This is a genomic window from Paraburkholderia atlantica (genome assembly GCF_000092885.1).
Classification (GTDB): domain Bacteria; phylum Pseudomonadota; class Gammaproteobacteria; order Burkholderiales; family Burkholderiaceae; genus Paraburkholderia; species Paraburkholderia atlantica.
Genome location: NC_014118.1, coordinates 1,728,918 through 1,755,753 on the forward strand (window position 1 = coordinate 1,728,918; position 26,836 = coordinate 1,755,753).

Below are 26,836 nucleotides of genomic sequence, written 5' to 3' on the forward strand. Positions count from 1 at the left end.
CAACGGTCGCGCATCGGTGGACAAGGTATCGATGATCGGCTGACCGAAAAGGACTGCACACTAGCGCTTCCAGCGCGCTCTACCCGCCCGCCCCTTCCGGCTCATGCGGCACGAGCCGCGCTTTCGCGTGGCGCATCTTTTCCAGTGTCTCGGGCCCGGCCTTCAGCGCGACGCCGATCGCGAGCGCATCCATGATGCACAGATGCACGAGCCGCGACACGCCCGGCGTATTCGGATCGATCGGAGCCGCCACGCGCAGCAGCAGCGGAATATCGACCAGCCATGCGAGCCGCGAGCCGACGTTGGTCAGCGCGATCGTCGTCGCGCCGCGCTCCTTCGCGATCTGGATGCTTTCGTTGACTTCGACGCTGCGCCCCGAATGCGAGATCGCAAACGCGACGTCGCCGGGCTCCATCAGGCCCGCGTAAAGCCGCTGCAAATGACCATCGGTGAACGCGGCCGCCGCGATGTCGATGCGCAAAAACCGCAGCGCCGCATCCTGCGCGACGAGCCCCGAACCTGAACCCACACCGAAGAAAAACACGCGCCGGGCGCTCACAAGCGCCGCGATCGCGCTTTCGACCACCGCGGGATCGAGCGCGCCGCGCGCATGCGTAATGCCGTCGATCGCCGCTTCGCCGACCTTGTCCATTAAGGTCTGCACGTCGTCGTCGCGCGCAACCGCGGTCGACGCATACGGCAATCCGCCGGCCACACTCTGCGCGAGCTGCATCTTGAAGTCGCGCAGACCGTGCGCACCGATCGCGCGGCAAAAACGCGTGACGGAAGGCTCGGACACTTCGGCGCGCTGCGCGAGATCGGTGATGCTCGCGCGCATCGCGAAGTCGACGTCGGCGAGCACCATGTCGGCGACCTTGCGCTCGGCGGGCCGCAGACTCGCGAGTGCGTTGCGGATATGGGGAATCAAGTTCGGTGCGGACACCCGGTGTTCCTTAGGGGCTGTTTCATATGGATCCGCGTCGCTCGCAGCTTCTTCGGCTTCAATCGGCCTGATCGAACCGGGTTCGAATCACGCGGTTCAGACCAGCCTGCGCCCACTCTCCGTATCGAACAGATGAATATGTTCGGCCGGCAGACGCAACGCAACGCGCTGACCGGGCTCGATCTTCGAGCGTTCGCGCGTCGTCACGCACCACGCGGAGCCGCCTATTTTCCCGTACAAGTGCGTCTCGGCGCCAGTTGGCTCGATCACTTCGACGTCGAGCGCGGCATCCGGTATCTGCGTCGTGATCTCGATGTGCTCGGGCCGCACGCCGAGCGTGGCCTGCGCACCGACCACGGCCGACGCGGGCGTGCGTTCGAGCGCGACCTCGCTGCCGTCCGCGAGTTTCAACGCGAGGCCCTCACCCGGGGTGCGATTGACGATCACGCCCTCGACGAAATTCATCGACGGCGAGCCGAGGAAGCTCGCGACGAACAGATTCGCCGGCCGGTCATAGAGTTCGAGCGGACGGCCGATCTGCTCGATCCGTCCCGCGTTCATCACGACGATGCGATCGGCCATCGTCATCGCTTCGATCTGATCGTGCGTGACGTAGATCACCGTGTTCTTCAGGCGCTGATGCAGCGCCTTGATTTCGGTGCGCATCTGCACGCGCAGCTTCGCGTCGAGATTCGACAGCGGCTCGTCGAACAGGAACAGCGACGGCTCGCGCACCACCGCGCGGCCCATCGCGACGCGTTGCCGCTGACCGCCCGACAGCGCGCGCGGCAAACGGTCCAGATAGCCGCTGAGGTTCAGCATCTTCGCGGCGGCATCGATGCGCGGCTTGAATTTCTCCGCGGATTCCTTGCGGATTCTCGGACCGAACGCGATGTTTTCATACACCGACAGATGCGGATACAGCGCGTAGCTCTGGAACACCATCGAGATATTGCGCTGCTGCGGCGCGAGCGTATTCGCGCGCGTGCCGCCGATCATCAGATCGCCGCCGCTGATTTCCTCCAGCCCGGCCACCATCCGCATCAGCGTGCTCTTGCCGCAGCCCGACGGACCGACCAGCACGACGAACTCGCCGTCGTCGATGTCGAGATCGATGCCGTGCACGACCTGGGTATCGCCATAGCGTTTGAAGATGCCGCTCAGTTGCACTGCTGCCATGCTGTCCTCATTGTCTTGCTGCGTGTTGTATTGCGGGTGTCGTAGTGCGCGCGCGGCGCGCGGCTCAGAACGATTCGAGCGTCAACTCCTGCGCCATTAGCCGGTTGCCCGCCATCAAGCCGCCATCGACCGGCAACGCGACTCCGGTGATCACGCGCGCTTGCGGCGACGCGAGAAACAGCACCGCGTCGGCGATGTCGTCGGGCGTCGCGAAGTCGCGCAACGGGTACCACTTCTTAAGGTCCTCGAACACCTGCGGATTCTTGTCGACCCGCGCCTGCCACGCCTGCGTCTTCACGGTACCCGGACACACGATGTTCGCGCGAATGCCGTGGCGGCCCAGCTCGATCGCGAGCGCCTTCGTATAGCTGATCAAGCCGGCCTTCGCGGCGCTATACGCGGGATGACCGAGCGCGGCGAGACCGTTCACCGAGCCGATCAGCACGAGCGCGCCGCGCTGCCGTTCGATCATCGACGCGCGCACCGCCTCGACCGTGTGATACGTGCCGTTCAGATTCAGATGGATGTCGCGCTGCCAGCTCGCGGCGTCGGTGGTTGCGAGCGACGCGCCGAGCGCCGCGCCCGCGTTCGCGACCAGCACGTCGACCGGTCCGCGCTGCGCGACCGCCGCGGCCACCGCTTGCTGCACCGCGGCGGCGTCGCCGAGATCGACCGCGACCGGCACGATCCTGTCTGCGCCCTGGCGTGCGCCGAGACGCGCGCTCAGCGCTTGCAGCGCGGCCGCGTCGATGTCGAGCGCGAGCACGGTGTCGCCCGCCTCGACGAAGCGCTCGCACAACACGCTGCCGATACCGCCGCATGCGCCCGTTACCAATACGACACGATCCATGTGTTCCTCGCTCGTTCGCCCGGCCGATTCGGCCGTCTTGCCGTCGCCTTGCGCCACCCGGCTTGCGTAGCGCGCAACGCTGTAAATTTCTTACAAAAGCGTTTTTCGGCGACTGCCCGGTCATCCCGAAGAGTGGGTTTTCAAACCATCGCGCAATGCAGAATACCCCATGCTTTCCAGCATCTTATGCACAAAATCACCGAGGAAAAAATATCGCAGACCCTACGTGACAAGCTATTTTGCGTCATGTAGGATTTTTTCAAACAATTTACCCAAGGCGGCCGGCGACGGCAGCAAACCACCCACAGGAGAGAGAAAAATGTCGTTGCATGCCCGTGCTTCCCTCGCGCTAGGCAAAGTCGCCGTGGCGCTCGCGTTTGCAGGTATCGCCGTGTCGGCCCGTGCCGAAACGGTCCGCGTGACGGTCGCTCACTACAGCGACGCGACCGCGCCGTACTTCGAGAAAATGGCCCGCAACTTCGAGAAGGCAAACCCCGGCACGACCATCAAGATCGAAGACGTGAACTGGGACACGCTGCAACAGAAGCTGCAAACAGACATCTCCGGCGGCGCCAACGCGGACCTCGCGATCGTCGGCACGCGGTGGCTGCTCGACTTCGTGAAGGACGACGTCGCCGAGCCGCTCGACGGCTATATGGACGCGAACTTCAAGGCCCGCTTCATCGGCCCCTTCCTTGCACCTGGCCAGATCAACGGCAAGACCTACGGGCTGCCGATCGCCGCTTCCGCGCGCGCGCTGTACTACAACAAGGACATGCTCGCGAAGGTCGGCTACCCCGACGGCCCGAAGACCTGGAACGACGTGATCGATGCATCGAAGAAGCTGAAGGCGCAAGGCATCGCCGGCTTCGGTCTGCAAGGCAAGGAAATCGAAACCGACGTCTACTATTACTACGCGCTGTGGACGGCGGGCGGCGACGTGGTCGGCAAGGACGGCAAGGCCGCGTTCAATTCGCCGGCGGGCGTGAAGGCCGCGACGATGTACAAGCAGATGATCGACCAGGGTCTCACGCAACCGGGCGTCACCGGCTATAGCCGCGAAGACGTGCAGAACCTGTTCAAGCAGGGTCGTGTCGCGATGGTGATCTCCGCGCCGTTTCTCGCGAAGCAGATCAAGAAGGAAGCACCGAACCTGAAGTACGGCATCGATCCGGTACCGATGGGCACGACGCACGCCACCTACGCGGTCACCGACTCGATCGTGATGTTCAAGAACTCGAAGGCGAAGAAGACCGCGTGGAAGTTCCTCGACTATCTGTTCACGAAGGAACCGCGCGTCGAGTTCACGACGACCGAAGGCTTCCTGCCGACCACAAAGGCCGAAGCGGCGGACCCGGCGTTCAACGATCCGGACATCAAGGCGTTCGTCGCGTTGCTGCCCACGGCTCACTTCGCGCCGACCGTGACAGGCTGGGAAGACACCGCGAAGGCCGTGACCGACTCGATGCAAGCGATCTATCTGAACAAGGCGCAACCGGCTGACGCGTTGAACACGGCGGCTGCGCAGGCGAACAAGTCGCTCGGTCATTGATACTCGGCTTGCGGCAGTAACGAGACGAACAGGGGACGCGCGGCGCCGTAGCTAAAGCGCCGCGCGTTGCGCCACGCCCCCCCACCATTCGAGCCTATGCAGCACGACGCACCCACCGGCCCATTCCGTCGCGCCCGCCGCCAGAAAGCGGGCGCGTCTTACGATCGAGCAAGCATGAGCCGTTCCGTTTCTCCGCGCGCGCATGCGCCCTGGTTGCTGATTGCGCCGAGCCTCGTTCTGGCGCTGTTCATCATCAGCTATCCGATTTTCAACATCGTGTGGCAATCGCTGCACGAGGTGTCGCGCTTCGGCGCGATTCGCGACTTCACCGGCGCGCAGAATTTCATCAACGTATTCGAGGACCCGGTGTTTCTCGCTTCGGTACGCCGCACGATCATCTGGACCGTGTGCGTGGTGGGCGGCACGGTGCTGATCTCGGTACCTGTCGCGCTGATTCTGAATCAGGACTTTCACGGCCGCGGTGTGGCGCGCACGATCGTGATGCTGCCGTGGTCCGTGTCGCTGACGATGACCGCCGTCGTCTGGCGCTGGGCCTTCAACGACGACTACGGCATGGTCAACGTCACGCTGCAGCGGCTCGGCCTGATCAGCGGCCCGATTCACTGGCTCGCGACGCCCGAATTCGCATTTCCCGTCGAAATCGCGGTTGGCATTCTGGTGTCGATTCCGTTCACGGTGACGATTTTTCTTGGCGGCCTGTCTTCGGTTCCAGGCGATATCTACGAAGCCGCGCGTATCGACGGCGCGAGCGCCTGGCAGCAGTTCCGTCAATTGACGATGCCGCTGCTGCGCCCGTTCATCAACATGGCGATCCTGCTGAACGTGATCTACGTGTTCAACTCGTTTCCGATCATCTGGGTGATGACGCAAGGCGGGCCCGACAACAGCACGCACATCCTCGTCACCTATCTGTACGAACTCGGCTTTCGGCTCGGACGTCCCGGTGAAGCGGCCGCCGTTTCGCTGATCATGCTCGTGATGCTGTTCGTGTTCTCGATCGCTTATCTGCGTCTGCAACGCACGAAAGAAGGAGTGCCGTCATGAGTCTGAGCGCGAAGACCAAACGCTCGCTGTGGTGCTGGATCGCGCTGACGCCGCTCGTGATCGTCATACTGTTTCCGTTCGCGGTGATGTTCTTCACATCGGTCAAGCCCGCGTCGGAGATCTTCGTCTATCCGGCGCGCTGGCTGCCGGTGCAGTGGCAGTGGCGCAATTTCGTCGACATGTGGGACGCGGCCAACTTCGGCGTCGCGCTGCGCAACAGCACGATCATCAGTTGCCTGTCCACCGCGCTCGCACTCGCGGTGAGCCTGCCCGCCGCTTACGCGCTCGCGCGCTTCCCGTTTCGCGGACGCGGTCTGTATCGGCAGTTCCTGCTCGTCACGCAGATGCTGTCGCCGATCCTGCTGGTGGTCGGCCTGTTCCGGCTCGCGGCGATGATTCCATGGGGCGACGGCAACCTGGTCGATTCGAGAATCGGCGTGATCGTGTCGTACGCGGCGTTCAATATCGCGTTCGCGGTGTGGATGCTGTCGTCGTACTTTCAGACCGTGCCGCAGGATCTCGAGGAATCCGCGTGGCTCGAAGGCTGCAGCCGTACGCGCGCGGTATTCAAGGTGTTTCTGCCGCTCGCGGTGCCGGCGATCGTCGTGACCGCGATCTTCACGTTCATCAATGCGTGGAACGAGTTCGCGGTCGTCTATACGTTGATCCGCTCGCCGGAAAACAAGACGCTGACCGTGCAGGTGACCGATATGGTGGCGGGCAAGTACGTGGTCGAATGGCATCTGGTGATGGCCGCGACTTTGGGTGCGACGTTGCCGGTTTCGATTGTGTTTGCGTGGTTGCAGCGTTATATGGTGAAGGGGCTCGCGCTCGGCGCGGTGAAATAAGCAGCTGCGCGGCGCGTGCCGCGCAGCGTGGGAATGCGGCTCGCGCGTCAGTCGGCGCCGCGCACGATGCGCAGATCGCGCTCGACACCATCGCCCAATGCGGCCAGCGCCTTCTTGTACTGCTCGCTTTCGTAAGCGGCGACGGCTGCTTCGTAGGTCGGGAATTCGATCACGACCGTGCGCTCCTTGAGGCCCTGCTCGCGCGCCTCGTCCGCCACGCCCCGCACGAGAAATTTGCCACCCGCCGCCGCTACCGCGGCCGGGGCGAGTTGCGCGTACGCGGCCAGTTTCTGCGGATCGTTCGTCTTGCGGTACGACGTCACCCAATAACCTTTGCTCATTCGAATCTCCTTGTGTGATGGAACAACGCGGAACGAAAGCGGACCATATCGGTCGCTGTCCTGCATGGTAACAAAGCGGGCTGGCTCGCGATGCCCTGCCGTCACCGCACATTCCATCTGACTGTCACCCGGTCGCGGCCCACCACGGCGACGCTCAGTGGCACCGCGCCGCCGCGGGCCACGACTTCGGTATGCTGCATCGCCCGCGCCGCGCCCCCCGTTCGCGCCAGCGGACCGTAGAGTTCCGGGCGGCGCCTTGCGAGCCACCGGCGCCCGACGCTCTCAGCGATCAACGCCGTATCGAGTTCGGCGGACACGAATGCGCTTTCACCGCCGGCGCTGTCGGCTAGAACGCGGCCGCACGGGTCGACAATCAATGCGGAGTCCATTTCGCCGGCGTGCGCGTTGCCTTTCTCGCTGCCGCCCTCGGTCGCTGCGCTGAATGCGACGAACATGCCGTTATCGGCCGCGCGTGCTGGCAACCAGCGGCTCAGCGCGCCAATCGGGTCGCGCTTGGCGCATTGACTCGCGCTCAGATAGCGCCGGTGCGGTGCGACCAGCAGCGTTGCACCCATCAGCGCGGTGATGCGAACGTTTTCGATCAGATAGTTGTCGGCGCCGATCAGCACGCCGATGCGAACGCCCCACGCCGTGTCGAAGACGGTGAAGCGGTCGCCGCATTCGATGCGCCGATGCTCGAACGCATACAGCTTGCGATGACAATGACGGATGCCGCCAGGCATGCAAATCACGTAGCTGTTGAAGATACGCCCGTCCGGGGCACGCTCGAACAGGCCGACACCGGCGCCGACACCCGTCGCTTCGACCGCGTCGGCGATCGCGCTGACCGACGGTCCATCGAGCGGCTCGGGCAGCGCCTGGAACTCGCGCCGACCCAGCTTCGCCACACTCGCGCACTCGACCAGACACGCTTCGGGAAACACCGCGAGCCCGATCCCATCGTGCGCGGCACGCGCAAGCCGCTCCGCGATAAGCGAAACGCGATTGACCGGTGGCGAGATCCCCGCGCCCGATAATTCCAGCGGAACGGCGGCAACCCGCAGCATCGAAGTAGACACGGCAAACACCTCATAAACGGCGATTCGGATAGCCTCATTGGACCCGCCGTGCATCGATAAGTAAAATGAATATTTCGATCCGTTCGATAGGCTAAGAGAATGGAACTGAAGTTGTTGCGTGCTTTCGTGACCGTGGCCGAACAGCGCCACTTCGGTCACGCCGCCGACCACCTGTGCGTGAGCCAGCCCGCACTGAGCAAGCAGATCGTTGCGCTCGAGTCGAGTCTCGGCGCGCGCCTGTTCGTGCGCGGCCGGCATGGCGCCGAACTGACCGCGTTCGGCGAAGCGTTTCTGGCCGATGCCATCGCGCTGATCCGGGATGCCGATGAGGTTCTCGCGCGCGCACGCGAGGCGGGCAGCGGCAAACGCGGTGCATTGCGCATCGGTCTCGGGCTCTCCGCCCTCGACTTCGCGCCACCGCTGATCGCCCAATTCCGGCGGCTCAATCCGAACGTATCCGTCACGCTCAACGATCTGTCGTCGGCCGAGCAAAGCAGACGCTTGCTTGCCGGCAAGCTCGACGTCGGTTTTCTACGCTTGCCCGCGGAGGCCGGACTGGCATCGTTCGCCGTGCTCGATGAACAACTGGCGCTCGCGTTGCCGCGAAACGCGAGCGTCAAGCGCCTGCCTGCCAATCTGGACCGGCTGAACGAGACGGGATTCATTGCGCTCGCGCGCGGACGCGGGCCGGGACTGGCCGCGCAGATCGATCGGTGGTGTGGCGCGCATGGTTTCGTGCCGCGCGTGATCCAGCAAGCCGACGACATCCAGACGGTGCTCGCGACCGTCGCCGCTGGCGTCGGCGCGGCGTTCGTGCCGTCGCGGGTGCAATCCCTGCTTCGCGATGCGACCGTCATACCGCTACGCGATGTCGCGGCGCGCTGGCGCGTCGGACTCGCATGGGAGCCTGCGCGCGACGATCCGGTGACCGCGCGTTTCGTCGAGTTCGTACGTGGCGCGGCGAAATCGACGGGACGCGCCCCAAAGAGCATCTGACGCGCATAACGGGAACTGTCTCTTCCAGCATCGCAAAACGACTTAGCTATTAAGCGTTTTGTGCACTAGGCTTGCCTTTGCACACTTCAAGCGATGGATCAAAGGAGACAACGAATGAGCGAGCGATACGAGCCGTTTTGTGCGTGCTGCGGCAGCCCCGATCACCGGGCGATGAGCCGTCGGACTTTCATGAGCCTGCTTGCGGGCAGCGCCGCCGGACTCGCGATGCCGTCCGCGTTCGCCGCGGACACACCCGACGTGCCCACGATCGCTTTTGACTCGATTGCCAACCCCGTACGTTTGCCGAACGACACGTACTTCGGCGAATGCTCGGGCGTCGCACTCAATTCGCGTGGCCATATCTTCGTGCTGTCGCGCGGCAACACCACCGGCCCCGCGTATGGCGCGGCCGCCGCGCAATTGCTCGAGTTCGCGCCGGATGGACGTTTCGTGCGTGAGATCGGCCACAACCTGTATGCGTGGTCGTTCGCGCACACGGTGAAGGTGGACCGGCACGACAACATCTGGGTCACCGACAAGGGCTCGGACATGGTGATCAAGTTCACGCCGGAAGGACGCGTCGCGATGGTGTTCGGCCGCAAGCAGGAAGCCTCGGACGAAGAAACCGCGCCGCTCAAGCATCCGAATCCGCCGCTGCCGTCCGAACCCGGACGCTTTCGCCAGGTGACCGACGTCGCGTGGGACAAGGCGGGCAACACCTACATCAGCGACGGATACATCAACTCGCGCGTCGCGAAGGTCGATCGCGACGGCAACTGGCTGAAGTCATGGGGCGATCGTGGCACGGGACCGGGGCAGTTCCATACGCCGCATAGCATCGCGGTCGATGCGCACGACCACGTGTACGTGGCCGATCGCAGCAACCGGCGCATCCAGGTGTTCGATACCGAGGGCACGTTCCTGCGCCAGTTCACGATCGACGTGCCGGTGCCGCCGGACGCGCGCCCCGCGATCGGCAATATGCCGAGCGAAGCGGAGCTCGCCGCGGGCACGTTCGCGCCGGGCTCACCCTGGGCGATCTGTATTTCGCCGGGACCGAATCAGGTGCTCTATAGCGCCGACGCGTTTCCGGGCCGCATCTACAAGATGACGCTCGATGGCAAAGTGCTCGGCGTACTCGGCAAAGCGGGCAAACAGCCGAAACAGTTCGGCTGGATTCACGAGATGGCGTGCCCTTCGGAAAACGTCTTATTCGTGGCCGAGTTGCTGAACTGGCGTGTTCAGAAACTGGTCTTGCATGCGTGATGGACGAGGGCCGGCGCGTTCGCTTTTGATGCGGACGCGGACCGGTCCCGTCGATGTCAAGCCATCTCAGTCGTAATGGCGATGCTTGTGATGGCGCTTGCCCGAATGGTAGCCGCGCGAGTAGTCGTCGGCGTACGAGTTCGAGCGCGAGATGTTGCCGCCGAGCGCCGAACCCGCGCCGCCGCCGAGCGCCGCGCCGACGAGGCCGCCAGTACGGCCGCCCATCGCATTGCCGGCCGCGGTGCCCGCGCCGCCACCGAGCGCGCCGCCGATGATCGCGCCGGTACGTTCGCGACGATTCGACGTGACCGCGCCGCCCGCACCACCGCCCACCGCGCCACCGATCACCGCGCCGGTGCTGCCGCCCACCGCGCCGCCGACTGCCGCGCCGGCCACACCACCGAGCGCGCCGCCGAGCATGTTGTTCATATCACCGGCGAGGGCCGGCAACGACGCCGCAGCGCTCAATGCAGCCACGGCAACCATCTGGACGATCTTCTTGGACATATCGGGTCTTTGTTTTAGTGAGACGGCGCCGAGTATAGCGGGGCTTTCGAAAGGCCTTTGTAACTGCGACAGTCGATCACGGTAAGACGTGTAACAAAATGAATGGGGTATTGTTTTTTGCGGTGACCGTGAAAAACAAGGGCCGCTCTTGGTGAGCGGCCCCCTGGAGTGAATGCCGATTAGCGGTCTGAATCTACTCTTCTACCCACGCGTTGTTGCCGAAGCTTCGTATTGATAGATCGTGTCGGCCTTCAGGTCGCGCACGCGCGCGTGATAGTTGAACACGATCTCGCCGTTGATGCCGTCGGTATAAGTGCTTTGCACCGCGTGCACCGTATGTTTCGCGTGGTCGCCGTGATTGATGCCGCTGATGCGCACCTGCGGATTGACCGCAGGTGCGAGCGACGACCACGACACGGTAACTTCGCTAGTCGGGTCGCTGCCCCAGGTCAGGTGGATCTGCTCGGGCGTGCCATCGGGTGCGCCGCTATTGGCGGCGCGCGCGGTCGATGCGAGCGCGCCCGCCGCCGTTGCGAGACTCGATGCGCCGGCGAACTTCAGAAAGCCACGGCGCGAGACGATCGATGCGCCTTGCTCATCGGCAGGCGTTGTCTTGACGATTTTTCTGGTCGACATGTCCGGTACGGTTGTTCAGGTGGAAGAATGCCAGCGCAAAACAACGCCCCGCGGGGCGAGCGCGGACGGAAAGTGATGGATGATCGTAGCCGGACGGCGATGACAGACCGATGAAAACATCGGAAGAACAGCGGACGGTGCGGATTGAGATTGAAAAGCGCATAAAAACGAATTGCCGGTGCGGCGCGCGATTCGATTACGCGCATGCAACCGGCAATCGGCAATCCGCCTGAGCGCCGCTCAGGTTTGCTTTCAAGAGTGAAATCTAAACAGTCGCGTCACGTGCGCGCGGGCGGCTGCGGATTGGTTGCGGGATTTGTGTCGAACCTCGACACACGAACAATGCCATTCGCGTCGATCAGCTTCGACAAGCCGACTTCGAGCGCATCGGCGATATCCTTGTCATACACTTCGTCGCCATTCACATATAGCGTGAACGATTGCAGGTATTTCGCTTTCTTCTCCGGATTCTCGATGGTCTGCCGTGTCCATTGATAAAGCGGGTAGTTCTCGGCGCCCATTCTTTCCGCTTCGCTCACGTAGTCAGCGAATGCATCGAATTGGCATTTGAGCGTGGCGTGATGCGTTTGCAAAAGAGTACGAAGTGCTGGATGCGCGGCGCACGAAGGGTCCGCGCGCAGCGAGTTGGCGAGTTCCGCCGATGCGGTGATTCGTAGCTGGAATTGCAAGGGAGACGACATCACGACCTCGATCGCGTCGGTAACGGTTGTCAAAAGTCCGCGGGCGCGGCCTTGTCGGCAATACGCGCGTCGAGCACCGCTTCACACTGCTCGATTTCATCGTTGCTCATCGGCTTGCCAAGCAGATAACCCTGCGCATGCGTGCAACCGCATACGCGTACGAAATTGAGCTGCTCCTGGGTTTCGATGCCCTCGGCCGTGGTCGGCATGCCGATCTCGCGCGCAAGCGCGACGATGCCGCGCACCACGGCCGCCGATTCGCGACCATGCACGGCCTCGCGCACGAACGAGCTGTCGATCTTCAGCTTGTCGAACGAGAAGCGCACCAACGTCGACATCGTCGAAAAGCCGGTGCCGAAGTCGTCGAGCGCCAGCGCGATACCCAATGCGCGCAACCGGGTGATATTGCGGCGAGTCACTTCATCGTCGTTCAGCAGTGCCGTTTCCGTAACCTCGAGATTGAGCCGCGTGGGCGGCAGCCTCGTCTTCCGAAGTATGGCCGTCACCGTCGATGCGAACGATTCCTCGCGCAACTGCACCGGCGATACATTGACCGCGACGATCACCTTGTCGCGCCACGTCGACGCCGCCATGCACGATTGCAGCAGCACCCATTCGCCCAACAGGAGAATCAGGCCGGTGCGCTCGGCGGTCGGAATGAACGCCGACGGCGACAACTCGCCGCGCGTCGGATGAGCCCAGCGAAGCAGCGCCTCGCGGCCCGCTACCGCGCCGGTGTGCAGATCGATGATCGGCTGATACTCCATACGCAAACCATCGAACGATTTCAGCGCGCCTTCGAGGTCGCTGCGCAGCAGGCTCAGGCTTTCGTCGGATACGTGCTTCTCGGCATCGAAAATCGCAAACGCGCTTTTACCGCTGCGCTTGACCCCATACAGCGCGCGGTCGGCGCAGATCAGCAATTGCGGACCCGTTTTCGCATGTTCAGGGTACAGCGCGATGCCGACGCTCGCGCCGATATGCACGAGCGCTTCGCTCAGCACGAACGGCCGCGCCAGCGTTCTGACGATGCGATCGGCCAGCACGCGCACGTCGCGAAGCTGCCCGGTGTCGTCCGAAATCGCCACGAACTCGTCGCCGGCGAGGCGGCCAACCTGGTCGCCGCTTGGCAGCAGGTCGCGCAAACGCGTCGCGGCTTCCTGCAGAATCTGGTCGCCGGCCGCATGGCCGAGACTGTCGTTGATCGCCTTAAAGCCATCGAGGTCGATCAGCAGCACCGCGAACGCACCGCCCTGCCCGGTCGAACTCTCGCCGGTGCGCTCGAGCAGCAGTTCGCTGATGCGCGCGCGATTCGGCAGACCGGTCAGGCTGTCCTGGCGAGCGAGGCGATGACTGTTTTCGCGCGCGAGCAGCAACGCGACGGTATCGCGATTGCTGCGCAGCGCAACCGTGAAGAAGCCGGCCGCGCAAAACGGTACCTGAAATAGCAACACGAGCTTGCCATTGCCCGGCGACATTGCCGCGCCGATACTCAGAAAGCTCAGAATGAAAACGATCTGCAATAACGCAAGCCGCGGCGTGCCCGCATTACGTCCCGCCAATCCGCCAATCACACCGACCGCGCAAACGTTTCCAAGCAGAAAAAGCGTGGGACTCCCGCTGATATTGCACAGAAATGTGCCGAAACCGAATAGCGCGCTCCACAACAGACTCGCGAAAATAAACGCGGAAGTCGGTGTGGGCAGCCCTTTCGCGGCGCGCGCGCGGCATAGCCAGATCAACAGGAGCCGCACGATCAGCAATGCGACGACCGCAATCCCCCATGCGGCATACAGCGGAATCGGATAAAGATAATACGCAGTCGCGCAAACGCTGATTTCGCAAATCGATGCGAATATGATCGAAGCGGTTCGCGTAAACAGGTTGGCCAGCAGAATCTGCCGGTTGTCCGGACTCAGGTTCTGAGCAGAGGACACGAGCCATTTGAAAAATGGAGACCTTGGTTCGGTAAAAGCCATGACCTGCGCATTCGACGGTTAGTGGGTCCGAATCGGCATGCGAATGGACGGCTCGTGCAACGATTACATAAACATAAAATATCAGATTAATGCGGGCAATGGCGTGAAATGACTATTAGCCGCGCTTCTGCTCGGCGCGGCGTCTTTCCGATGTTTGCTCAAAGGCAATAAAAAAGAGGAAGAGCGTGGCTCTTCCTCCTTGATGATTTCCGCGTTCCCGGCTTCCCGAGTCGCGATCGCCGGCCTTGCTTAGTCGTACAGCACGGCTACGATCTTCGGATCGTTTATGTTGGTCTTATCGTACCAGTAGAAACCGGTATCGATCTTCTTCGGCAGCTTCTCGCCATGCAGCGCCTTGACCGCCGAGTCGACCGTGCACTTGCCGATACCGACCGGGTTCTGCGTAATCGCGCCGGCCATCAAGCCCGACATGATGTTGTCCTTCTGCTCCTTGCCGGAGTCGAAGCCGATCAGCACGAGTTTCTTGCCCGACTCCTTGATGCCAATCGCTGCGCCATCCGCGGAACCTTCGTTCGCGCCGAAGATGCCCTTCAGGTTCGGATTCGCCTGGATCATGGCCTTGGCGATTTCCGCCGACTTCAGGTGGTCGCCGGCGCCGTATTGCACGGATACGATCTTGATGTTCGGATGCTTCGACTTGATCTGATTGACGAAACCGTCGCGACGATCGACACCGGTGCGGCTGGTCTGGTCGTGCACGATCACGCCGACTTCGCCGGAATTGCCGATGAACCCGGCCATCTTGTCGGCGGCGAGCGCGGCGGCGGCGACGTTGTCCGTTGCGCAGGTCGTCAACGGAATATCGCTGTCGACGCCAGAGTCGAATGCGATCACCGCAATCTTGTCGTTCTGGGCGCGCTTGAGCAAGGGGATGGCCGCTTTGCTGTCGAGCGCCGCGATACCGAGCGCCTGCGGCTTCTTCGCGAGCGCGGCTGACAGCATGTCGATCTGCTTGTCGACCATCGCTTCCGTTTCCGGTCCCTCGAACGTGATCCTGACGTTGTTCGCTTTCGCGGACTGCTCGGCACCCGATTTGACGGCTTGCCAGAACTGATGCTGGAAGCCTTTCGAAATAAGCGGAATATACGGCTCATCCGCATACGCGAGACTGCTTCCGCCAACGAGCGCACCGACACCGACCACGATACCTATTAGTCTTCTCTTCAACATGGGGCCTCCTCCAATGGTTGGGCTATCAAGCCGCTATCGAGCTTTCGAGGGAGCCTTCACGTGCCCTCTGCTGCTCCTGCGTTCCCTGCTTATTTGCTGCTTCCTTGCACCTACATCAACTTCCCCGGCTGCGCCGCAGGATGTCCGCGTACACCGCCAGAATGATGATCAAACCCGTCACGACGATCTGCCACTCCTGCGCGACCGACATGATGCGCAGTCCGTTGGTCAGCACGCTCATGATGAAAGCGCCGATGATGGTTCCGAGTATCGTGCCCGAACCGCCGCTCAACGACGTGCCGCCGATCACGACTGCCGCGATCGCATCGAGCTCGTAGCCCTGACCGAGCGCCGGCTGCGCGGAATTGAGCCGCGATGCGATCAACAGACCCGCGATGCCGCAGATCGCGCCGCCCACGCCGTAAATCGCGATCTTCCAGCGATCGACATTGACGCCCGAGAGCCGCACCGCCTCTTCATTGCTGCCGAGTGCGAACGTATAGCGGCCGAGCGCGGTGCGATTGAGCGTAATGGAACTGACGATCGCGAGAAAGAACAGGATCAGTACCGCATTCGGAATCGGCACGCTCGGCAGAAAATAGCCGATCAGCGAGTCCTGGGAAATACGGTAGAAGTTCTCGGTATCGGTGAAATAGATCGGCTTGTCGGCCGACACGACGAGCGAAAGTCCTTTGAGCAGCATCATCATGCCGAGCGTCGCGATGAACGGCGGGATCTTCATTTTCGCGGTCAGCGTGCCCGATATCGTGCCGCATACCGCGCCAGTCGCCAATGCCGCGAGTACGCCCATCCACATCGGTAGATGCCAGTAAGTGAGAAACACCCCGCAAATCACGGCGGTGAACGTCATCAACGTACCGACCGACAGATCGATACCGCCGGTGATGATCACGAACGTGGCCGCGATCGCCAGCACGCCGTTCACGGCAGTCGCCTGCAAAATGCCGAGGATGTTGTCCATCTGCATGAAGGCCGGTGACGCGAAGCTGAAGAACACCAGCAGCAGAATGAGGCTCGCGAACGCGAGCATCTTTTGCACGGCGGTCGGCGCAAAAATTCGGGCTTTCAGCCCGGAAGTGCGCCGTTCGTTGTCCAGCGCCGCGGTATCCGTTTGCATTGTCATGTCATAGACCTCTTCAGGCTTGTGCCGTTTTCAGGGATTCGCGCTGCGTCGCGAGATGCATGATTCGCTCCTGCGTCGCTTCGCTGGCGGACAGTTCGCCGGTAATGCGCCCTTCGCACATCACGACGATGCGGTCGCTCATGCGCAGAACTTCGGGCAGCTCGGAGGAGATCATCACGATCGCCTTGCCTTGCGCCGCCAGCGCGCGCAGCAGCTTGTAGATTTCGCTTTTCGCGCCGACGTCGATGCCGCGCGTCGGTTCGTCGAAGAACAGTACATCGCAATCGCGCTCGAGCCATTTCGCAATCACGATCTTCTGCTGATTGCCGCCCGACAGGAGCCGAACCTGCTGCGTCGCCGAAGGCGTGCGAATCGCAAGCAGCTTGATGAAGTGCTGCGCTCTTTTGCGAATCTGTCCGCCGCGCAGGAACATATTGAGCGACAGGAACTTGCCGAGATCGGACATCACGATGTTCGATTCGACATCCATTCCCGTAGCCAGACCGAAGCGCTTGCGATCTTCCGACAAGTAGCCGATGCCGCGCTTGACCGCATCACTGGGCCTTTTGATCGACGCCTTAACGCCCTTCACAAAAATCTCGCCCGATTCGATCGGATCGGCGCCGAACACCGCACGCGCGACTTCCGTGCGGCCCGCGCCCATCAAGCCGGCAAAGCCGAGTATTTCGCCCTTGCGCAATTCGAAACTGACGTCGCGCACGAGCGGACCCGCGACGAGATTTTTCACTTCGAGCGCGACTTCGCCTTTTACCGGCGCGCTCTCGGCCGGCGTCATGTCGCCCAACGTGCGTCCGACCATCATGCCGATGATCGTCTGGACGCTGGTGCCCTCGGTCGGCACGGTGGCCACATACTCGCCGTCGCGCATCACGGTGACGCGATCGGTGATCTGCTTCAGCTCGTCCATCTTGTGCGAGATATAGACGACGCCGACGCCGCGCGCTCTCAATTGACGGATGATCCGGAACAGCTCGGCGATCTCGGCATCGTTGAGCGCGGAGGTGGGTTCGTCCATGATCAGCACGCGCGAATCGAAAGACAGGGCTTTCGCGATCTCGACCATCTGCTGACTCGCGACGGTCAATGTGCCGACTATCGTGCGCGGATCGAGCTTCACGTGCATGCGAGCCAGGATCTCGCGTGCCTGCGCATTCAGTTTGTCTTCGTCGAGAAAGAGACCGAGACCCTTGCGCGGCTCACGGCCGATAAAGATGTTCTGCGCGATGCTCAGATGATTCATCAGTTGCAGTTCCTGATGAATGATGCCGATGCCGACCGCTTGCGCGTCGCGCGGACCTTGAAAGTCGACCGGCTTGCCGTCGAAGAGAATGTCGCCGGAATCGCGTGTATAGACGCCGGCAAGAATCTTCATCAGCGTCGACTTGCCCGCGCCGTTCTCGCCCATCAGCGCATGGACCTCACCGGCCATGAGTTCGAAGCGGACGTCATGAAGTGCTCTAACGCCCGGAAAGCTCTTGCAAAGCTTGTTGACGGAAATGAGTGGGTTCATGTGCTGATCTGTCGACGGCTGCCTATATCACCAACGCTTTTACGATGGAGCTTTTTACGACTCGACAACGGCTTTCATTGCAGCTTTCATTCAAGGCGCAAACAGGTCGGGGCGCTCTTTCGCGGACCGGTGCAATTCGGCGACCACCTGGTCGAGATGGTCATGCATCGCTTTCGCGGCCGCATCGCCGTCTCCCGCGCAAAGAGCCTTGAAAATGCTCTCGTGCTCTTCCAGCGTATGCACGAGCCGTTCCGGACTTGCGAGCAATTGCCGCGCGCGGTCCAGCGCATTGCGCGACACCGCGACGATTTCCTTCACGCGCGGCAGCTTCACCGCGTCGAGCAGGATTTCATGGAAAGCCAGATCGAGCGCATGAAACGCCAGACGTTCACCACTTCCAGCCAGACTGCGCTGCTGGTCGAGATTGCTCGCCAACGCGTCGAGCGTCGCCCGGTCGTGCATTCGCGCCACGCCACGCACCGTCTCGACCTCCAGTGCGCTGCGGATGAACAAATGCTGGCGGATGTCGTCGAGCGCGATCGGTTTGACGCGCGTGCCGCGCTGCGGCAATACCTCGACGAGACCCGCATGCGCAAGCCTTGCCAACGCGGACGACACCGGAAAGCGCGACACGCCCATCCGTTCGCACACGGCCATCTTGTCGATCATCATGCCGGGTTCCAACGCCAACGTAACAATCGCTTCTCGCAACGCTGCCTCAACCGCGTCGGTCAAACTGCCGCGCTCGCCGCCGCGAACTTTTTGCAGTGCGACATAAGGATTACCAGCGGCATTCTCCAGTTCGGCTGAGGAATTCACGGAGGCCTTGATTTCGAGAGAACATGCTAGCATGCTAGAAAGCGAATGCCGTGTTGTCAACGCGTACAAATGCCTGGAAATCCCTAGGTATGCCTGGTATGAAAACTACGGGCTTACCCGTACGCGCAGCAGATCCGCGCACACAGAGAGCGTGCGCACGAAACCGTTCCGTCTGCGTCCGCAGACGACAAGCCGATAGCCATAGCCCCGGAGGGTGCGCAGATGACGACGATCACAAGGCTGTCCGTACGGGACATCCGGTTCCCCACTTCACGTTCGCTGGACGGCTCCGACGCGATGAATGCCGCGCCGGACTACTCCGCCACCTACGTCACGCTCGAAACCGACACGCCGAATCTAACCGGCCACGGCCTCACGTTCACGATTGGCCGCGGCAATGAAATCTGCGTGACTGCCGTGAATGCACTCACGCCGTTGATCGTCGGCAAGAAGCTCGAAGATATCGCCGCGAATATGGGCGGTTTCTGGCGCGCCTTTACTTCGGATAGCCAACTGCGCTGGATCGGCCCGGACAAAGGCGCGATTCATCTTGCCACCGCGGCGGTCGTCAACGCGGTGTGGGACCTGTGGGCGAAATCCGTCGGCAAGCCGGTCTGGAAGCTGCTGGCCGACATGAGTCCGGAAGAACTCGTGCGCTGCCTCGACTTTCGCTATGTAACCGATGCGATCACGCCGCACGAAGCACTCGCGATGCTGCATCGTCATGCGAAAACCAAAGGCGAGCGTGAAAAGGAAATGCTCGAGCACGGCTATCCGGCCTACACCACCTCGGCAGGCTGGCTCGGTTACGACGACGACAAGATTCGCCGTCTCGCGCGCGAAGGGGTCGCGCAGGGATGGACGCACTTCAAGCAGAAGGTCGGCGGCGACCTGGAAGAAGACGTGCGGCGTGCGCGCATTCTGCGCGAAGAGATCGGCGAGAACCTGAAGCTGATGATGGACGCGAACCAGGTGTGGGACGTCGATGAGGCGATCGCAAACATGCGTCGTCTCGCCGAGTTCGACCCGTGGTGGATCGAGGAGCCCACCAGTCCCGACGACATCCTCGGTCATGCGGCGATTCGCCGGCGGCTCGGTTCGATCGGCGTCGCAACCGGCGAGCATTGCCACAATCGCGTGATGTTCAAGCAACTGCTGCAAGCACAAGCGATCGACTTCTGCCAGATCGACAGTTGCCGGCTCGGCGGACTCAACGAAGTGATCGTCGTACTGCTGATGGCTGCAAAGTTCGGTGTACCGGTGTGCCCGCATGCTGGTGGTGTCGGATTGTGCGAGTACGTGCAGCATATTTCGCTGTTCGACTATATCTGCGTGTCGGGGTCGCTCGAGAACCGGGTGCTCGAGTATGTCGATCATCTGCACGAGCATTTCGTGGACCCCGTGGTGATCCGCAACGGGCACTACATGCCGCCGCAACGGCCGGGCTATAGCATCGAGATGCTGGAAGGTACGTTGGACAAGTACTGGTATCCGGAAGGAGCTGCGTGGCAGGAATGAAGCTGAACGGTAAGCGTTCTATATGCGTCGCATCAGGCGTATAACGGCAGACTTCGCTCACGCTCTTACCGCCCGATTCGATGCGCACCGCCCGCCCCTTACCGCCTCTGCTTTCGCTGCGCGCCTTCGAAGCCGCCGCGCGCCACCTGAGTTTCAGCCGCGCGGCGCAAGAACTGTTCGTCACGCAAGGCGCGGTCAGCCACCATATCCAGAAGCTCGAAGCCGATCTGGGCATCGCGCTATTCGAGCGCCAAACGCGCGCCATTGAACTCACCGAGACGGGCCGCGCGTACTATGCGAAAGTCCACGCGGCTTTCGAACTGCTGCGGCTCGGCACCAGCGAAGTGCGCGCATTCTCCACCAAGCGCAAAACGCTGAACGTTGGCCTGCTGTCTTCATTCGCGAGTCGCTGGCTCGCATCGCGTCTGCATACGTTCCCGCTCGCGCATCCGGATATCGAACTGCAATTGCGGCCCGACATCGCACTCGCCGATGTGCCCGGCGGCGAAGTCGACGTGGCGATTCGCTATGGACGCGGCGGCTGGCCGGGTGTCGCTTCGCAAAGGCTGATGTCCGAGCGTCTTTCGCCGGTGTGCAGTCCGTCGCTGCTTGCCGGCAGAAAGCGTCCGCGCAAAGCACTGGATCTGCTGCGTTTCCCGTTGCTGATTTCCTATTCGACGCATTCGTTCGAATGGGAAGCATGGTCGCGTCATGCCGGTCTCGATCTCGGCGAGGCGCAACGCTTGCAATTGCACGACTACAACATCGTCGTAGAAGCGGCGCTCGCCGGACAGGGCATCGCAATGGGCCGTCATCGGCTGATCGCGCAGCAGCTCGCGCAAGGTTCGCTGGTGCCGGCGTTGCCCGACGCGGTGCTCGACGATGCGCGCATCGGCTGGTGGCTCGTCACGCGCAAGGGCAAGCTCGACGCCGCAGCAAACGCATTCCGCTCGTGGATCATGCAAACGGCACAGCAGGACCGGCTCGGCTGAACGCATTAGTCTGGCTCATGCGTCGGGCTACGATAATTCGTTGGTCGTGTGCAGCGCGAATCAATAGCATCGAAGCTTTCCCGTCACCAAAACGGTACCTCCGATGACCTCTTCGATCACCTCCCGCGCCGCCGGCCTTGGCCTTACACTCGAAACCGCGTCAGCGGCCGCCGCCAATTACGTGCCCTTCGTACAAGAAGCCGGTCTGCTCTATGTTTCCGGTCAGATTTCACGCAACCACGGACAGCCTGCATATCTCGGGCGTCTCGGCGACAATATCAGCGACGCCGAAGGCACGCAGGCCGCGCGGCTGTCGGCGCTAGGCGTGGTTGCGCAGATCGTCGCGGCGACAGGCGACCGGCTCGAGCGCGTGGCACGCGTCGTGCGCCTGAACGTGTTCATCGCGAGCACGCCGGCATTCAGTGCGCACAGCACGGTTGCCAATGGCGCGTCGGACGTGATGGTGCAGATCTTCGGCGACGCCGGCCGTCACGCGCGCAGCGCGGTCGGCGTCGCGTCGCTTCCGGCGGGAGTCGCCGTCGAAGTCGAAGCGGTTGTCGCATTGAAAAACGCCTGAATTCCACTCATACACTCGGAGCCGCCAATGTCTTCTCCGCTGTCGCCCGCAGTCATCGACGCAATACGCGCCCGCACACCCGGTGTTCTCAGTACCACGCATTTCAATCATGCGGGCGCGTCGCTGCCGTCGGCCGCCACGCTCGAAGCGATTCACGCGCATCTGTTGCGCGAAGCGTCGATGGGGCCCATGGAAGCGGGCGCGGCTGCCGGCGAACAGACCGAGCGAGCGCGCACGCTCGCCGCGCGACTGCTGAACGCTCAGCCCGCCGAGATCGCGCTGACGACCGGCAACTCGCCGGGATGGGGCGCAGCTTTCGCGGCATTGGGTCCGTGGCGCGAGGGGCAACGCATCCTCGTTGCGCGGCACGAATGGGGCGGCAATCTCGCGACGATGCGCCTTCTGGCGCAGCGCGCGGGCGCATCGATCGAGACGATTCCTTCCGATGCCAGCGGCAGGGTCGATCCTCGCGCGCTCGAAGCGATGCTCGACGATCGGGTTCGACTGATTGCGCTCACCTGGCTGCCGGCCAATGGCGGACTGATCAATCCGGCCGCCGCGATTGGGCAGATAGCGCGCCGTCACGGCATCCCGTATTTCATCGATGCGGCGCAGGCCATCGGACAACTGCCGATCGACGTCGTCGAAGTCGGCTGCGATGTGCTGGCGGGCGTGGGCCGCAAGGCACTGCGAGGACCGCGCGGCACCGGGCTGTTATACGTGCGGCGGGATTTTCTGCCCCGTTTGACGCCGGCCTTCGTCGACACCTATTCCGCGCCGCTCGACCCCAATGGCGATCCGGCACTGCGCGACGATGCCGCACGTCTCGAATCATCGGAAGCGTCGATTGCACTGCATTGCGGATTGGCGAATGCATTGGACGAAGCGCTGGAAATCGGCATCGACACTATCCGCGCACAGATCGATCGGACCGCGCAGACATTGCGCGAGCGGTTGGCCGCGATGCCGGGCGTGTCCGTACTCGACCAGGGTGTCGAACGATCCGGTCTGGTGTCGTTCAACGTCGCCGGACTCGACGCCATGTCGGTGCGACGCGCCTTGGCGGCACAGGGCATCACGATCAGCTCGAATGGCGTCGCATATACACCGTTCGATATGACGGTCAGAGGGCTGACGCAAATCGCCCGCGCATCGGTCAGCTATCTGACCACCGACGCCGAAGTTGATAAATTGCTGACCGGGATACGGACGTTGACGCATTGAGTACTCGTGTCAAAGCGAATTTTGCGTCAGTCAATTGAATACAAGCGTCTCTTTCAACTCAATCGCCTGCACACGACCATGAATTCCGCCTCATCGCACCACTTCGATTTATCAAAGTTTCCGCGCCACGCGCTGCTCGAAGGCCCGACGCCAATTCAGCACCTTGCGCGTCTGAGCGCCCGCCTCGGCGGCGCGGACATCTACGTCAAACGAGAAGATCTGACGGGACTGGGTGGCGGCGGCAACAAGTTGCGCAAGCTCGAATTCCTGATTGGCGAAGCGCTCGAGCGTGGCGCGGACACCATCATTACCGTCGGCGCACGTCAATCGAATCATGCGCGCCTGACGGCGGCCGCGGCGGCTCGCGTCGGACTTCAATGCGAGTTGGTGCTGACGAGAACCGTGCCCCGTTCCGACCACGACTACATGGAGAACGGCAACGTGCTGCTCGATGCGCTATTCGATGCGCGCGTGCATGATCTTCCCGGCACGGCCAACGCACTGCAATTCGCCGAGGAACGCGCGAACGAGTTGCGAGCGCAGGGCCGTAACGTGTATGTGTGTCCGTTGGGCGGTTCGAGCCCGGTCGGCTGCCTGGGCTATGCGGACTGTGCCGCTGAAATCGTCGCGCAATCGCAAGCGCAAAACGTCGCTTTCGATCGCATCGTGGTGCCGAACGGAAGCGGCGGCATGCATGCGGGACTGGTTGCGGGTTTGGTTGCGCTGGGCCTCGATCCGTCACGTATTGCCGCATTCACGGTGTATGGGAATGCCGGCCACGCGCGCACGGTTACTTTGGATAAAGCGAATCAAACGGTTCGACTGATCGACCCTGGCCTAAGCGTGAGCGATGACGACATCTCGATCGACGAAGCTCAGCTTGGTCCCGGCTATGGCATTCCGACCGATAACATGCGCACTGCGGTTCGGCTGATGGCATCGACTGAAGGTTTGCTGCTCGATCCCGTGTATAGCGGCAAAGCATTTGCGGGTCTCGTCGAAAACGTGAGTACCGGCAAGTATTCCGCGGGACAGAAGATTCTATTCGTGATGAGCGGCGGGCTTCCGGGGCTATTTGCCTATCGGAACGAGTTCTGAGCGATGAAGCGCGGGCGAAAGTGAGCCGCAGAAGAAGCAGAGACAACGCGATGGTCTGATACGGGCCGCCGTTGTCTGAAGAAAGCGCGAAGCGCTTGAAGATTCGAATCGACAATTCGAAATGGTGCCCAGGGCGGGATTTGAACCCACACGCCTTTCGGCGCTACCCCCTCAAGATAGTGCGTCTACCAATTTCGCCACCTGGGCAGAGGGGCGCCATTGTATCAGCTAAATTTTTTTTTTGAAGCCCCTCGCGTGATTTTGTTTGGCGGCTGAGATACCGGTCGAAGAAACGATGAGGCGTCGACGCACTATCGCTCTCCGGCGGCCGATTCAAGAGCAGCGATCTGCTGCCGATTCGCGAAGACCGTTCAGGAAGCGGCTCAAAACTCTTCGCCGCCACCGATGCATTGCTTCCACCCAATTCGTCGACTCTGTTCGGCGAGTGGTGTATCGCCGATACGGACCTCGCATTGATCGTCAATAGAACTGGCAACGACGAGCAACATATCTGATTAGAGAAGCATTAAAAGATGCAGTAAAAGCGAATATTACATTCCCGTTTTATCAGACCGTCGCTTCTCCGTCAGTGCCCGATTTCGCGCCCGCTCTCTTTGCTGCCTCACGCGTAGGATGCTGACAACAATCAGCACGATTGCAAGCACCGACAATTCGATAATTGCGGGAATTCGAATGGGATCATGAAACATGGCGGGCCTCCGTCACATGATTTCATCATAGTATGCCGGGTAAGCTGCGCCTGAAGTATTGCGCCGCACCATCGCAGTCTTATCGCCGCCATTACAACAGCCTTTATCCTGCCGGCAAAAAAAGCGCGAGTGACGAAATGAAAACATTCTGTCACGCAAAAAAGTTTCATGATTCGGATAGCCGTCCCTAAACAGATTATTTGCGCTAGAGTACACAAGCGATCAGTTGGATCGTGAGCCGTCCCGACAATTCAAAGGTGCTATCCGTCACGCTATTGCTCTCGTGTACTAAAGAGGCACCTGGACTCGTTGAAGACATCGCGCCATGCCATATTTTCCTGTCGCTTACTGTGGTCCCGCGGCTGTCCCTGAAAGCTTGTGGTTGCGCTGGAATACGGATCCGCCATTGCTGGTCGCGCTCGCGGCGCTCGCATGGGTCGTGGCGAGCGGCCGCTCGGCGAATCCACGGGCGGGATGGGGCGCCGTCGCGTTGATTGCCGTCGTGTTCGTGTCGCCGCTCTGCGCGTTGTCCTCTGCATTGTTCTCCGCGCGCGTCACTCATCACGTCATGCTGATCGCTGCAGTGGCTCCCCTGCTCGCCCTTGCGTTTCCGCTGACGCGCCTCGCACGTCCGCCGCTTGCGCCGGTGGTCGCAGCGCATGCGGTGATCATCTGGCTGTGGCATGCGCCCGGGCCCTATGCGTGGGGACTCGCGACGCTGCCCGGCTACTGGCTGATGCAGATCACTTTGCTTGGCAGTGCATGGCTCATGTGGCGCAGCATCTTCTCACCGTCGCTGCCGACCGGCCCCGCGCTGATGGCGCTCGTCGCGACGATCGGGCATATGGGTATGCTCGGCGCGTTGATCGTGTTCGCGCCGGTGCCGCTCTACGTCGCGCACTTCGCGACCACCGCCGCGTGGGGGCTCACGCCGCTCGCCGACCAGCAACTCGCCGGACTGTTGATGTGGGTACTGGCGATGATCCCTTATCTCGCGGCAGGACTTTCGCTCGTCTGGTCGAGCCTGCGCATCAGAGAGCCCGCGCTGTGACAACCCTTCTGAAGTTCATTCATCTGGCCGCGATCGCGATCTGGTCTGGCGGTTTGCTCGTGCTGCCGTATCTGTTCTGGCAGCGTCGCGGGCTGGCGGCCGGCACCGAGCTCGACCGTCTTCACCGCATCACGCGTCTCGTGTTCGTGGAACTGACTTCGCCCGCCGCTTTCGTCGCGATTGCGACCGGCACCGCGCTGATTTTTCTGCAGGCCACCTTCGTCGAATGGTTCACGGCGAAAATGGTGTTCGTCGGCATCATGGCGATGCTGCACGTGCTGGCCGGCCTCGTACTGCACGATCTGTATCTGCCCGACGGCCGCTTCAGCCGTGCCTCGGCGATCGCGCTGACCATCGCTTATCTGATCGTGATCGTCGCGATCATCTGGATCGTGCTGGCCAAGCCCCACATCGACTCGAACCTGCTGGCCCCGCATCTGTTCGAGCCCGGCGGACTTGGCCGCTGGCTGCATCACTCCTTCGGCGAAACGAGAATCCCCACGCCATGATCGAACACGAGCTTGCCCCCATGCCAGCCGGCGAAGCCCGTCATCACCGAGCTGAGCACCGACAGCACGAGCCCATGCGGCAGGATCTCATCGAGGTAATAGAGGCGCACACCCCAGTTCGCGCCCGCGAGCGCGACGAGCGTCATCGCGGCGACCGCATGCGACCAGCTCGCTTCCTTCAGGCGGATGCCGCGCACCAGCAGCAGTTCGGCGGTACCGACCACGCTCGCGGCCACGCCGCTCCAGAATGCAAAGCCGGCGGCCCACAAGCCGGCGCGAATCCAGAACGGGTCGCCCGTCCACCAGTAGATCACGTCGACGCCCAACGTCGCGACGACGAACGCGATCGGGAAATGCACCATCATCACGTGAATCGGATGACCGACGAGCGCCACCACCGAGCCCTTGTCGAGCCGCAACAGCTCGAGCATCACTTCGCTTCGCGTCTCGCTTCCAGCATTGCCTTTGTTTGCCATGGTGGTGTGCCCTCGCATCGAACGCCCGGTGGTGCAAACCATCATAGCTGCTTG

Annotated in this window: 26 protein-coding genes, 1 tRNA gene and 1 pseudogene; 13 read left to right on the top strand and 15 right to left on the bottom strand. The window is 62.1% G+C overall.

Going from position 1 to position 26,836, the window contains the following annotated elements; translation table 11 throughout:
* Positions 1-79: 79 nt before the first annotated feature.
* The 3 genes from BC1002_RS23825 to BC1002_RS23835 form a co-directional block, all read right to left on the bottom strand.
* Positions 80-943 (bottom strand): MurR/RpiR family transcriptional regulator, encoded by an 864-nt coding sequence (locus BC1002_RS23825; protein ID WP_013092559.1) that lies wholly within the window; start codon positions 941-943, stop codon positions 80-82.
* A gap of 96 nt (positions 944-1,039) precedes the next feature.
* Positions 1,040-2,122, bottom strand: a complete 1,083-nt coding sequence (locus tag BC1002_RS23830; protein ID WP_013092560.1) for an ABC transporter ATP-binding protein — start codon at positions 2,120-2,122, stop codon at positions 1,040-1,042.
* Between the two features lie 64 nt (positions 2,123-2,186).
* Positions 2,187-2,972 (bottom strand): SDR family oxidoreductase, encoded by a 786-nt coding sequence (locus tag BC1002_RS23835; protein WP_013092561.1) that lies wholly within the window; start codon positions 2,970-2,972, stop codon positions 2,187-2,189.
* A gap of 319 nt (positions 2,973-3,291) precedes the next feature.
* Here BC1002_RS23835 and BC1002_RS23840 point away from each other — a divergent pair, with 319 nt between their 5' ends.
* The 3 genes from BC1002_RS23840 to BC1002_RS23850 all read left to right on the top strand — a co-directional run bounded on the left by BC1002_RS23840 (position 3,292) and on the right by BC1002_RS23850 (position 6,437).
* The gene (locus BC1002_RS23840; protein WP_013092562.1) at positions 3,292-4,524 is read left to right on the top strand and encodes an ABC transporter substrate-binding protein; all 1,233 of its coding nucleotides are present in this window, start codon (positions 3,292-3,294) and stop codon (positions 4,522-4,524) included.
* 174 nt (positions 4,525-4,698) lie between these two features.
* Positions 4,699-5,589, top strand: coding sequence for a carbohydrate ABC transporter permease (locus tag BC1002_RS23845; protein ID WP_013092563.1), 891 nt, complete (start codon positions 4,699-4,701; stop codon positions 5,587-5,589).
* The gene (locus BC1002_RS23850) at positions 5,586-6,437 is read left to right on the top strand and encodes a carbohydrate ABC transporter permease (protein ID WP_013092564.1); all 852 of its coding nucleotides are present in this window, start codon (positions 5,586-5,588) and stop codon (positions 6,435-6,437) included. The genes BC1002_RS23845 and BC1002_RS23850 overlap by 4 nt, the downstream gene beginning before the upstream one ends.
* A 47-nt stretch (positions 6,438-6,484) precedes the next feature.
* On the opposite strand, the gene BC1002_RS23855 is transcribed toward BC1002_RS23850, so the two are convergent.
* Both BC1002_RS23855 and BC1002_RS23860 read right to left on the bottom strand, forming a co-directional pair.
* Entirely contained in the window at positions 6,485-6,778 is a 294-nt protein-coding gene (locus BC1002_RS23855; RefSeq protein ID WP_013092565.1) for a DUF1330 domain-containing protein, read from the bottom strand.
* Positions 6,779-6,879: 101 nt separating this feature from the next.
* Positions 6,880-7,911, bottom strand: coding sequence for a nitrilase-related carbon-nitrogen hydrolase (locus BC1002_RS23860; protein ID WP_013092566.1), 1,032 nt, complete (start codon positions 7,909-7,911; stop codon positions 6,880-6,882).
* Between the two features lie 45 nt (positions 7,912-7,956).
* On the opposite strand from BC1002_RS23860, the gene BC1002_RS23865 reads away from it, so the two are divergent.
* Both BC1002_RS23865 and BC1002_RS23870 read left to right on the top strand, forming a co-directional pair.
* Positions 7,957-8,853, top strand: a complete 897-nt coding sequence (locus BC1002_RS23865; protein WP_013092567.1) for a LysR substrate-binding domain-containing protein — start codon at positions 7,957-7,959, stop codon at positions 8,851-8,853.
* 114 nt (positions 8,854-8,967) lie between these two features.
* Complete coding sequence (locus BC1002_RS23870) at positions 8,968-10,119, top strand: peptidyl-alpha-hydroxyglycine alpha-amidating lyase family protein (RefSeq protein ID WP_013092568.1); 1,152 nt, start codon at positions 8,968-8,970, stop codon at positions 10,117-10,119.
* A 66-nt stretch (positions 10,120-10,185) separates the two neighbouring features.
* Here BC1002_RS23870 and BC1002_RS23875 read toward each other — a convergent pair whose 3' ends face one another.
* The 8 genes and pseudogenes from BC1002_RS23875 to BC1002_RS23910 all read right to left on the bottom strand — a co-directional run bounded on the left by BC1002_RS23875 (position 10,186) and on the right by BC1002_RS23910 (position 18,660).
* Positions 10,186-10,626: a hypothetical protein gene (locus BC1002_RS23875; RefSeq protein WP_013092569.1), complete on the bottom strand. Its 441-nt coding sequence runs from the start codon at positions 10,624-10,626 to the stop codon at positions 10,186-10,188.
* Positions 10,627-10,842: 216 nt separating this feature from the next.
* Positions 10,843-11,262: pseudogene (locus BC1002_RS23880) on the bottom strand (fibronectin type III domain-containing protein); the annotation flags it as partial.
* 278 nt (positions 11,263-11,540) lie between these two features.
* A complete protein-coding gene (locus tag BC1002_RS23885) occupies positions 11,541-11,963 on the bottom strand; it encodes a hypothetical protein (protein WP_013092571.1) in 423 nt (140 codons plus the stop codon).
* Positions 11,964-11,992: 29 nt separating this feature from the next.
* On the bottom strand, positions 11,993-13,942 hold the full coding sequence (locus BC1002_RS23890) for a putative bifunctional diguanylate cyclase/phosphodiesterase (protein WP_013092572.1): 1,950 nt from the start codon (positions 13,940-13,942) through the stop codon (positions 11,993-11,995).
* A 249-nt stretch (positions 13,943-14,191) separates the two neighbouring features.
* Entirely contained in the window at positions 14,192-15,133 is a 942-nt protein-coding gene (locus tag BC1002_RS23895; RefSeq protein ID WP_013092573.1) for an ABC transporter substrate-binding protein, read from the bottom strand.
* Positions 15,134-15,248: 115 nt separating this feature from the next.
* Positions 15,249-16,277 carry an ABC transporter permease gene (locus tag BC1002_RS23900; protein ID WP_013092574.1) on the bottom strand — a complete coding sequence of 343 codons (1,029 nt, stop codon included), beginning with the start codon at positions 16,275-16,277 and terminating at the stop codon, positions 15,249-15,251.
* A gap of 13 nt (positions 16,278-16,290) precedes the next feature.
* Positions 16,291-17,808: a sugar ABC transporter ATP-binding protein gene (locus BC1002_RS23905; RefSeq protein ID WP_013092575.1), complete on the bottom strand. Its 1,518-nt coding sequence runs from the start codon at positions 17,806-17,808 to the stop codon at positions 16,291-16,293.
* A gap of 90 nt (positions 17,809-17,898) precedes the next feature.
* Positions 17,899-18,660: a GntR family transcriptional regulator gene (locus BC1002_RS23910; protein WP_013092576.1), complete on the bottom strand. Its 762-nt coding sequence runs from the start codon at positions 18,658-18,660 to the stop codon at positions 17,899-17,901.
* Positions 18,661-18,849: 189 nt separating this feature from the next.
* On the opposite strand from BC1002_RS23910, the gene BC1002_RS23915 reads away from it, so the two are divergent.
* From BC1002_RS23915 to BC1002_RS23935, 5 genes are all read left to right on the top strand, one after another.
* Positions 18,850-20,145 carry an L-fuconate dehydratase gene (locus BC1002_RS23915; protein ID WP_013092577.1) on the top strand — a complete coding sequence of 432 codons (1,296 nt, stop codon included), beginning with the start codon at positions 18,850-18,852 and terminating at the stop codon, positions 20,143-20,145.
* 80 nt (positions 20,146-20,225) lie between these two features.
* Positions 20,226-21,137, top strand: coding sequence for a transcriptional regulator GcvA (gcvA, locus tag BC1002_RS23920; RefSeq protein ID WP_013092578.1), 912 nt, complete (start codon positions 20,226-20,228; stop codon positions 21,135-21,137).
* A gap of 103 nt (positions 21,138-21,240) precedes the next feature.
* A complete protein-coding gene (locus BC1002_RS23925; RefSeq protein WP_013092579.1) occupies positions 21,241-21,714 on the top strand; it encodes a RidA family protein in 474 nt (157 codons plus the stop codon).
* 27 nt (positions 21,715-21,741) lie between these two features.
* Complete coding sequence (locus BC1002_RS23930) at positions 21,742-22,938, top strand: aminotransferase class V-fold PLP-dependent enzyme (RefSeq protein WP_013092580.1); 1,197 nt, start codon at positions 21,742-21,744, stop codon at positions 22,936-22,938.
* A 78-nt stretch (positions 22,939-23,016) separates the two neighbouring features.
* A complete protein-coding gene (locus BC1002_RS23935; RefSeq protein ID WP_013092581.1) occupies positions 23,017-24,036 on the top strand; it encodes a D-cysteine desulfhydrase family protein in 1,020 nt (339 codons plus the stop codon).
* A 122-nt stretch (positions 24,037-24,158) separates the two neighbouring features.
* Here BC1002_RS23935 and BC1002_RS23940 read toward each other — a convergent pair.
* A tRNA-Leu gene (locus BC1002_RS23940) sits at positions 24,159-24,243 on the bottom strand.
* A gap of 149 nt (positions 24,244-24,392) precedes the next feature.
* Here BC1002_RS23940 and BC1002_RS39795 point away from each other — a divergent pair.
* The 3 genes from BC1002_RS39795 (at position 24,393) to BC1002_RS23950 (ending at position 26,306) form a co-directional block, all read left to right on the top strand.
* On the top strand, positions 24,393-24,551 hold the full coding sequence (locus tag BC1002_RS39795) for a hypothetical protein (protein ID WP_375791794.1): 159 nt from the start codon (positions 24,393-24,395) through the stop codon (positions 24,549-24,551).
* A 577-nt stretch (positions 24,552-25,128) separates the two neighbouring features.
* Entirely contained in the window at positions 25,129-25,797 is a 669-nt protein-coding gene (locus BC1002_RS23945) for a cytochrome c oxidase assembly protein (protein WP_238537959.1), read from the top strand.
* Positions 25,794-26,306 carry a CopD family protein gene (locus tag BC1002_RS23950; RefSeq protein WP_013092584.1) on the top strand — a complete coding sequence of 171 codons (513 nt, stop codon included), beginning with the start codon at positions 25,794-25,796 and terminating at the stop codon, positions 26,304-26,306. Before BC1002_RS23945 ends, BC1002_RS23950 begins: the two co-directional genes overlap by 4 nt.
* Here BC1002_RS23950 and BC1002_RS23955 read toward each other — a convergent pair.
* Positions 26,270-26,782, bottom strand: a complete 513-nt coding sequence (locus BC1002_RS23955) for a DUF2231 domain-containing protein (RefSeq protein ID WP_013092585.1) — start codon at positions 26,780-26,782, stop codon at positions 26,270-26,272. The genes BC1002_RS23950 and BC1002_RS23955 overlap by 37 nt on opposite strands.
* Positions 26,783-26,836: the final 54 nt, after the last annotated feature.

Coding starts and splice junctions, on each gene's coding strand:
- BC1002_RS23830 (WP_013092560.1), bottom strand. CDS start 2,122: ATGGCAGCAGTGCAACTGAGCGGCATCTTCAAACGCTATGGCGATACC.
- BC1002_RS23835 (WP_013092561.1), bottom strand. CDS start 2,972: ATGGATCGTGTCGTATTGGTAACGGGCGCATGCGGCGGTATCGGCAGC.
- BC1002_RS23840 (WP_013092562.1), top strand. CDS start 3,292: ATGTCGTTGCATGCCCGTGCTTCCCTCGCGCTAGGCAAAGTCGCCGTG.
- BC1002_RS23845 (WP_013092563.1), top strand. CDS start 4,699: ATGAGCCGTTCCGTTTCTCCGCGCGCGCATGCGCCCTGGTTGCTGATT.
- BC1002_RS23850 (WP_013092564.1), top strand. CDS start 5,586: ATGAGTCTGAGCGCGAAGACCAAACGCTCGCTGTGGTGCTGGATCGCG.
- BC1002_RS23855 (WP_013092565.1), bottom strand. CDS start 6,778: ATGAGCAAAGGTTATTGGGTGACGTCGTACCGCAAGACGAACGATCCG.
- BC1002_RS23860 (WP_013092566.1), bottom strand. CDS start 7,911: ATGCACGGCGGGTCCAATGAGGCTATCCGAATCGCCGTTTATGAGGTG.
- BC1002_RS23865 (WP_013092567.1), top strand. CDS start 7,957: ATGGAACTGAAGTTGTTGCGTGCTTTCGTGACCGTGGCCGAACAGCGC.
- BC1002_RS23870 (WP_013092568.1), top strand. CDS start 8,968: ATGAGCGAGCGATACGAGCCGTTTTGTGCGTGCTGCGGCAGCCCCGAT.
- BC1002_RS23875 (WP_013092569.1), bottom strand. CDS start 10,626: ATGTCCAAGAAGATCGTCCAGATGGTTGCCGTGGCTGCATTGAGCGCT.
- BC1002_RS23885 (WP_013092571.1), bottom strand. CDS start 11,963: ATGTCGTCTCCCTTGCAATTCCAGCTACGAATCACCGCATCGGCGGAA.
- BC1002_RS23890 (WP_013092572.1), bottom strand. CDS start 13,942: ATGGCTTTTACCGAACCAAGGTCTCCATTTTTCAAATGGCTCGTGTCC.
- BC1002_RS23895 (WP_013092573.1), bottom strand. CDS start 15,133: ATGTTGAAGAGAAGACTAATAGGTATCGTGGTCGGTGTCGGTGCGCTC.
- BC1002_RS23900 (WP_013092574.1), bottom strand. CDS start 16,277: ATGACAATGCAAACGGATACCGCGGCGCTGGACAACGAACGGCGCACT.
- BC1002_RS23905 (WP_013092575.1), bottom strand. CDS start 17,808: ATGAACCCACTCATTTCCGTCAACAAGCTTTGCAAGAGCTTTCCGGGC.
- BC1002_RS23910 (WP_013092576.1), bottom strand. CDS start 18,660: ATGCTAGCATGTTCTCTCGAAATCAAGGCCTCCGTGAATTCCTCAGCC.
- BC1002_RS23915 (WP_013092577.1), top strand. CDS start 18,850: ATGACGACGATCACAAGGCTGTCCGTACGGGACATCCGGTTCCCCACT.
- gcvA (WP_013092578.1), top strand. CDS start 20,226: ATGCGCACCGCCCGCCCCTTACCGCCTCTGCTTTCGCTGCGCGCCTTC.
- BC1002_RS23925 (WP_013092579.1), top strand. CDS start 21,241: ATGACCTCTTCGATCACCTCCCGCGCCGCCGGCCTTGGCCTTACACTC.
- BC1002_RS23930 (WP_013092580.1), top strand. CDS start 21,742: ATGTCTTCTCCGCTGTCGCCCGCAGTCATCGACGCAATACGCGCCCGC.
- BC1002_RS23935 (WP_013092581.1), top strand. CDS start 23,017: ATGAATTCCGCCTCATCGCACCACTTCGATTTATCAAAGTTTCCGCGC.
- BC1002_RS23955 (WP_013092585.1), bottom strand. CDS start 26,782: ATGGCAAACAAAGGCAATGCTGGAAGCGAGACGCGAAGCGAAGTGATG.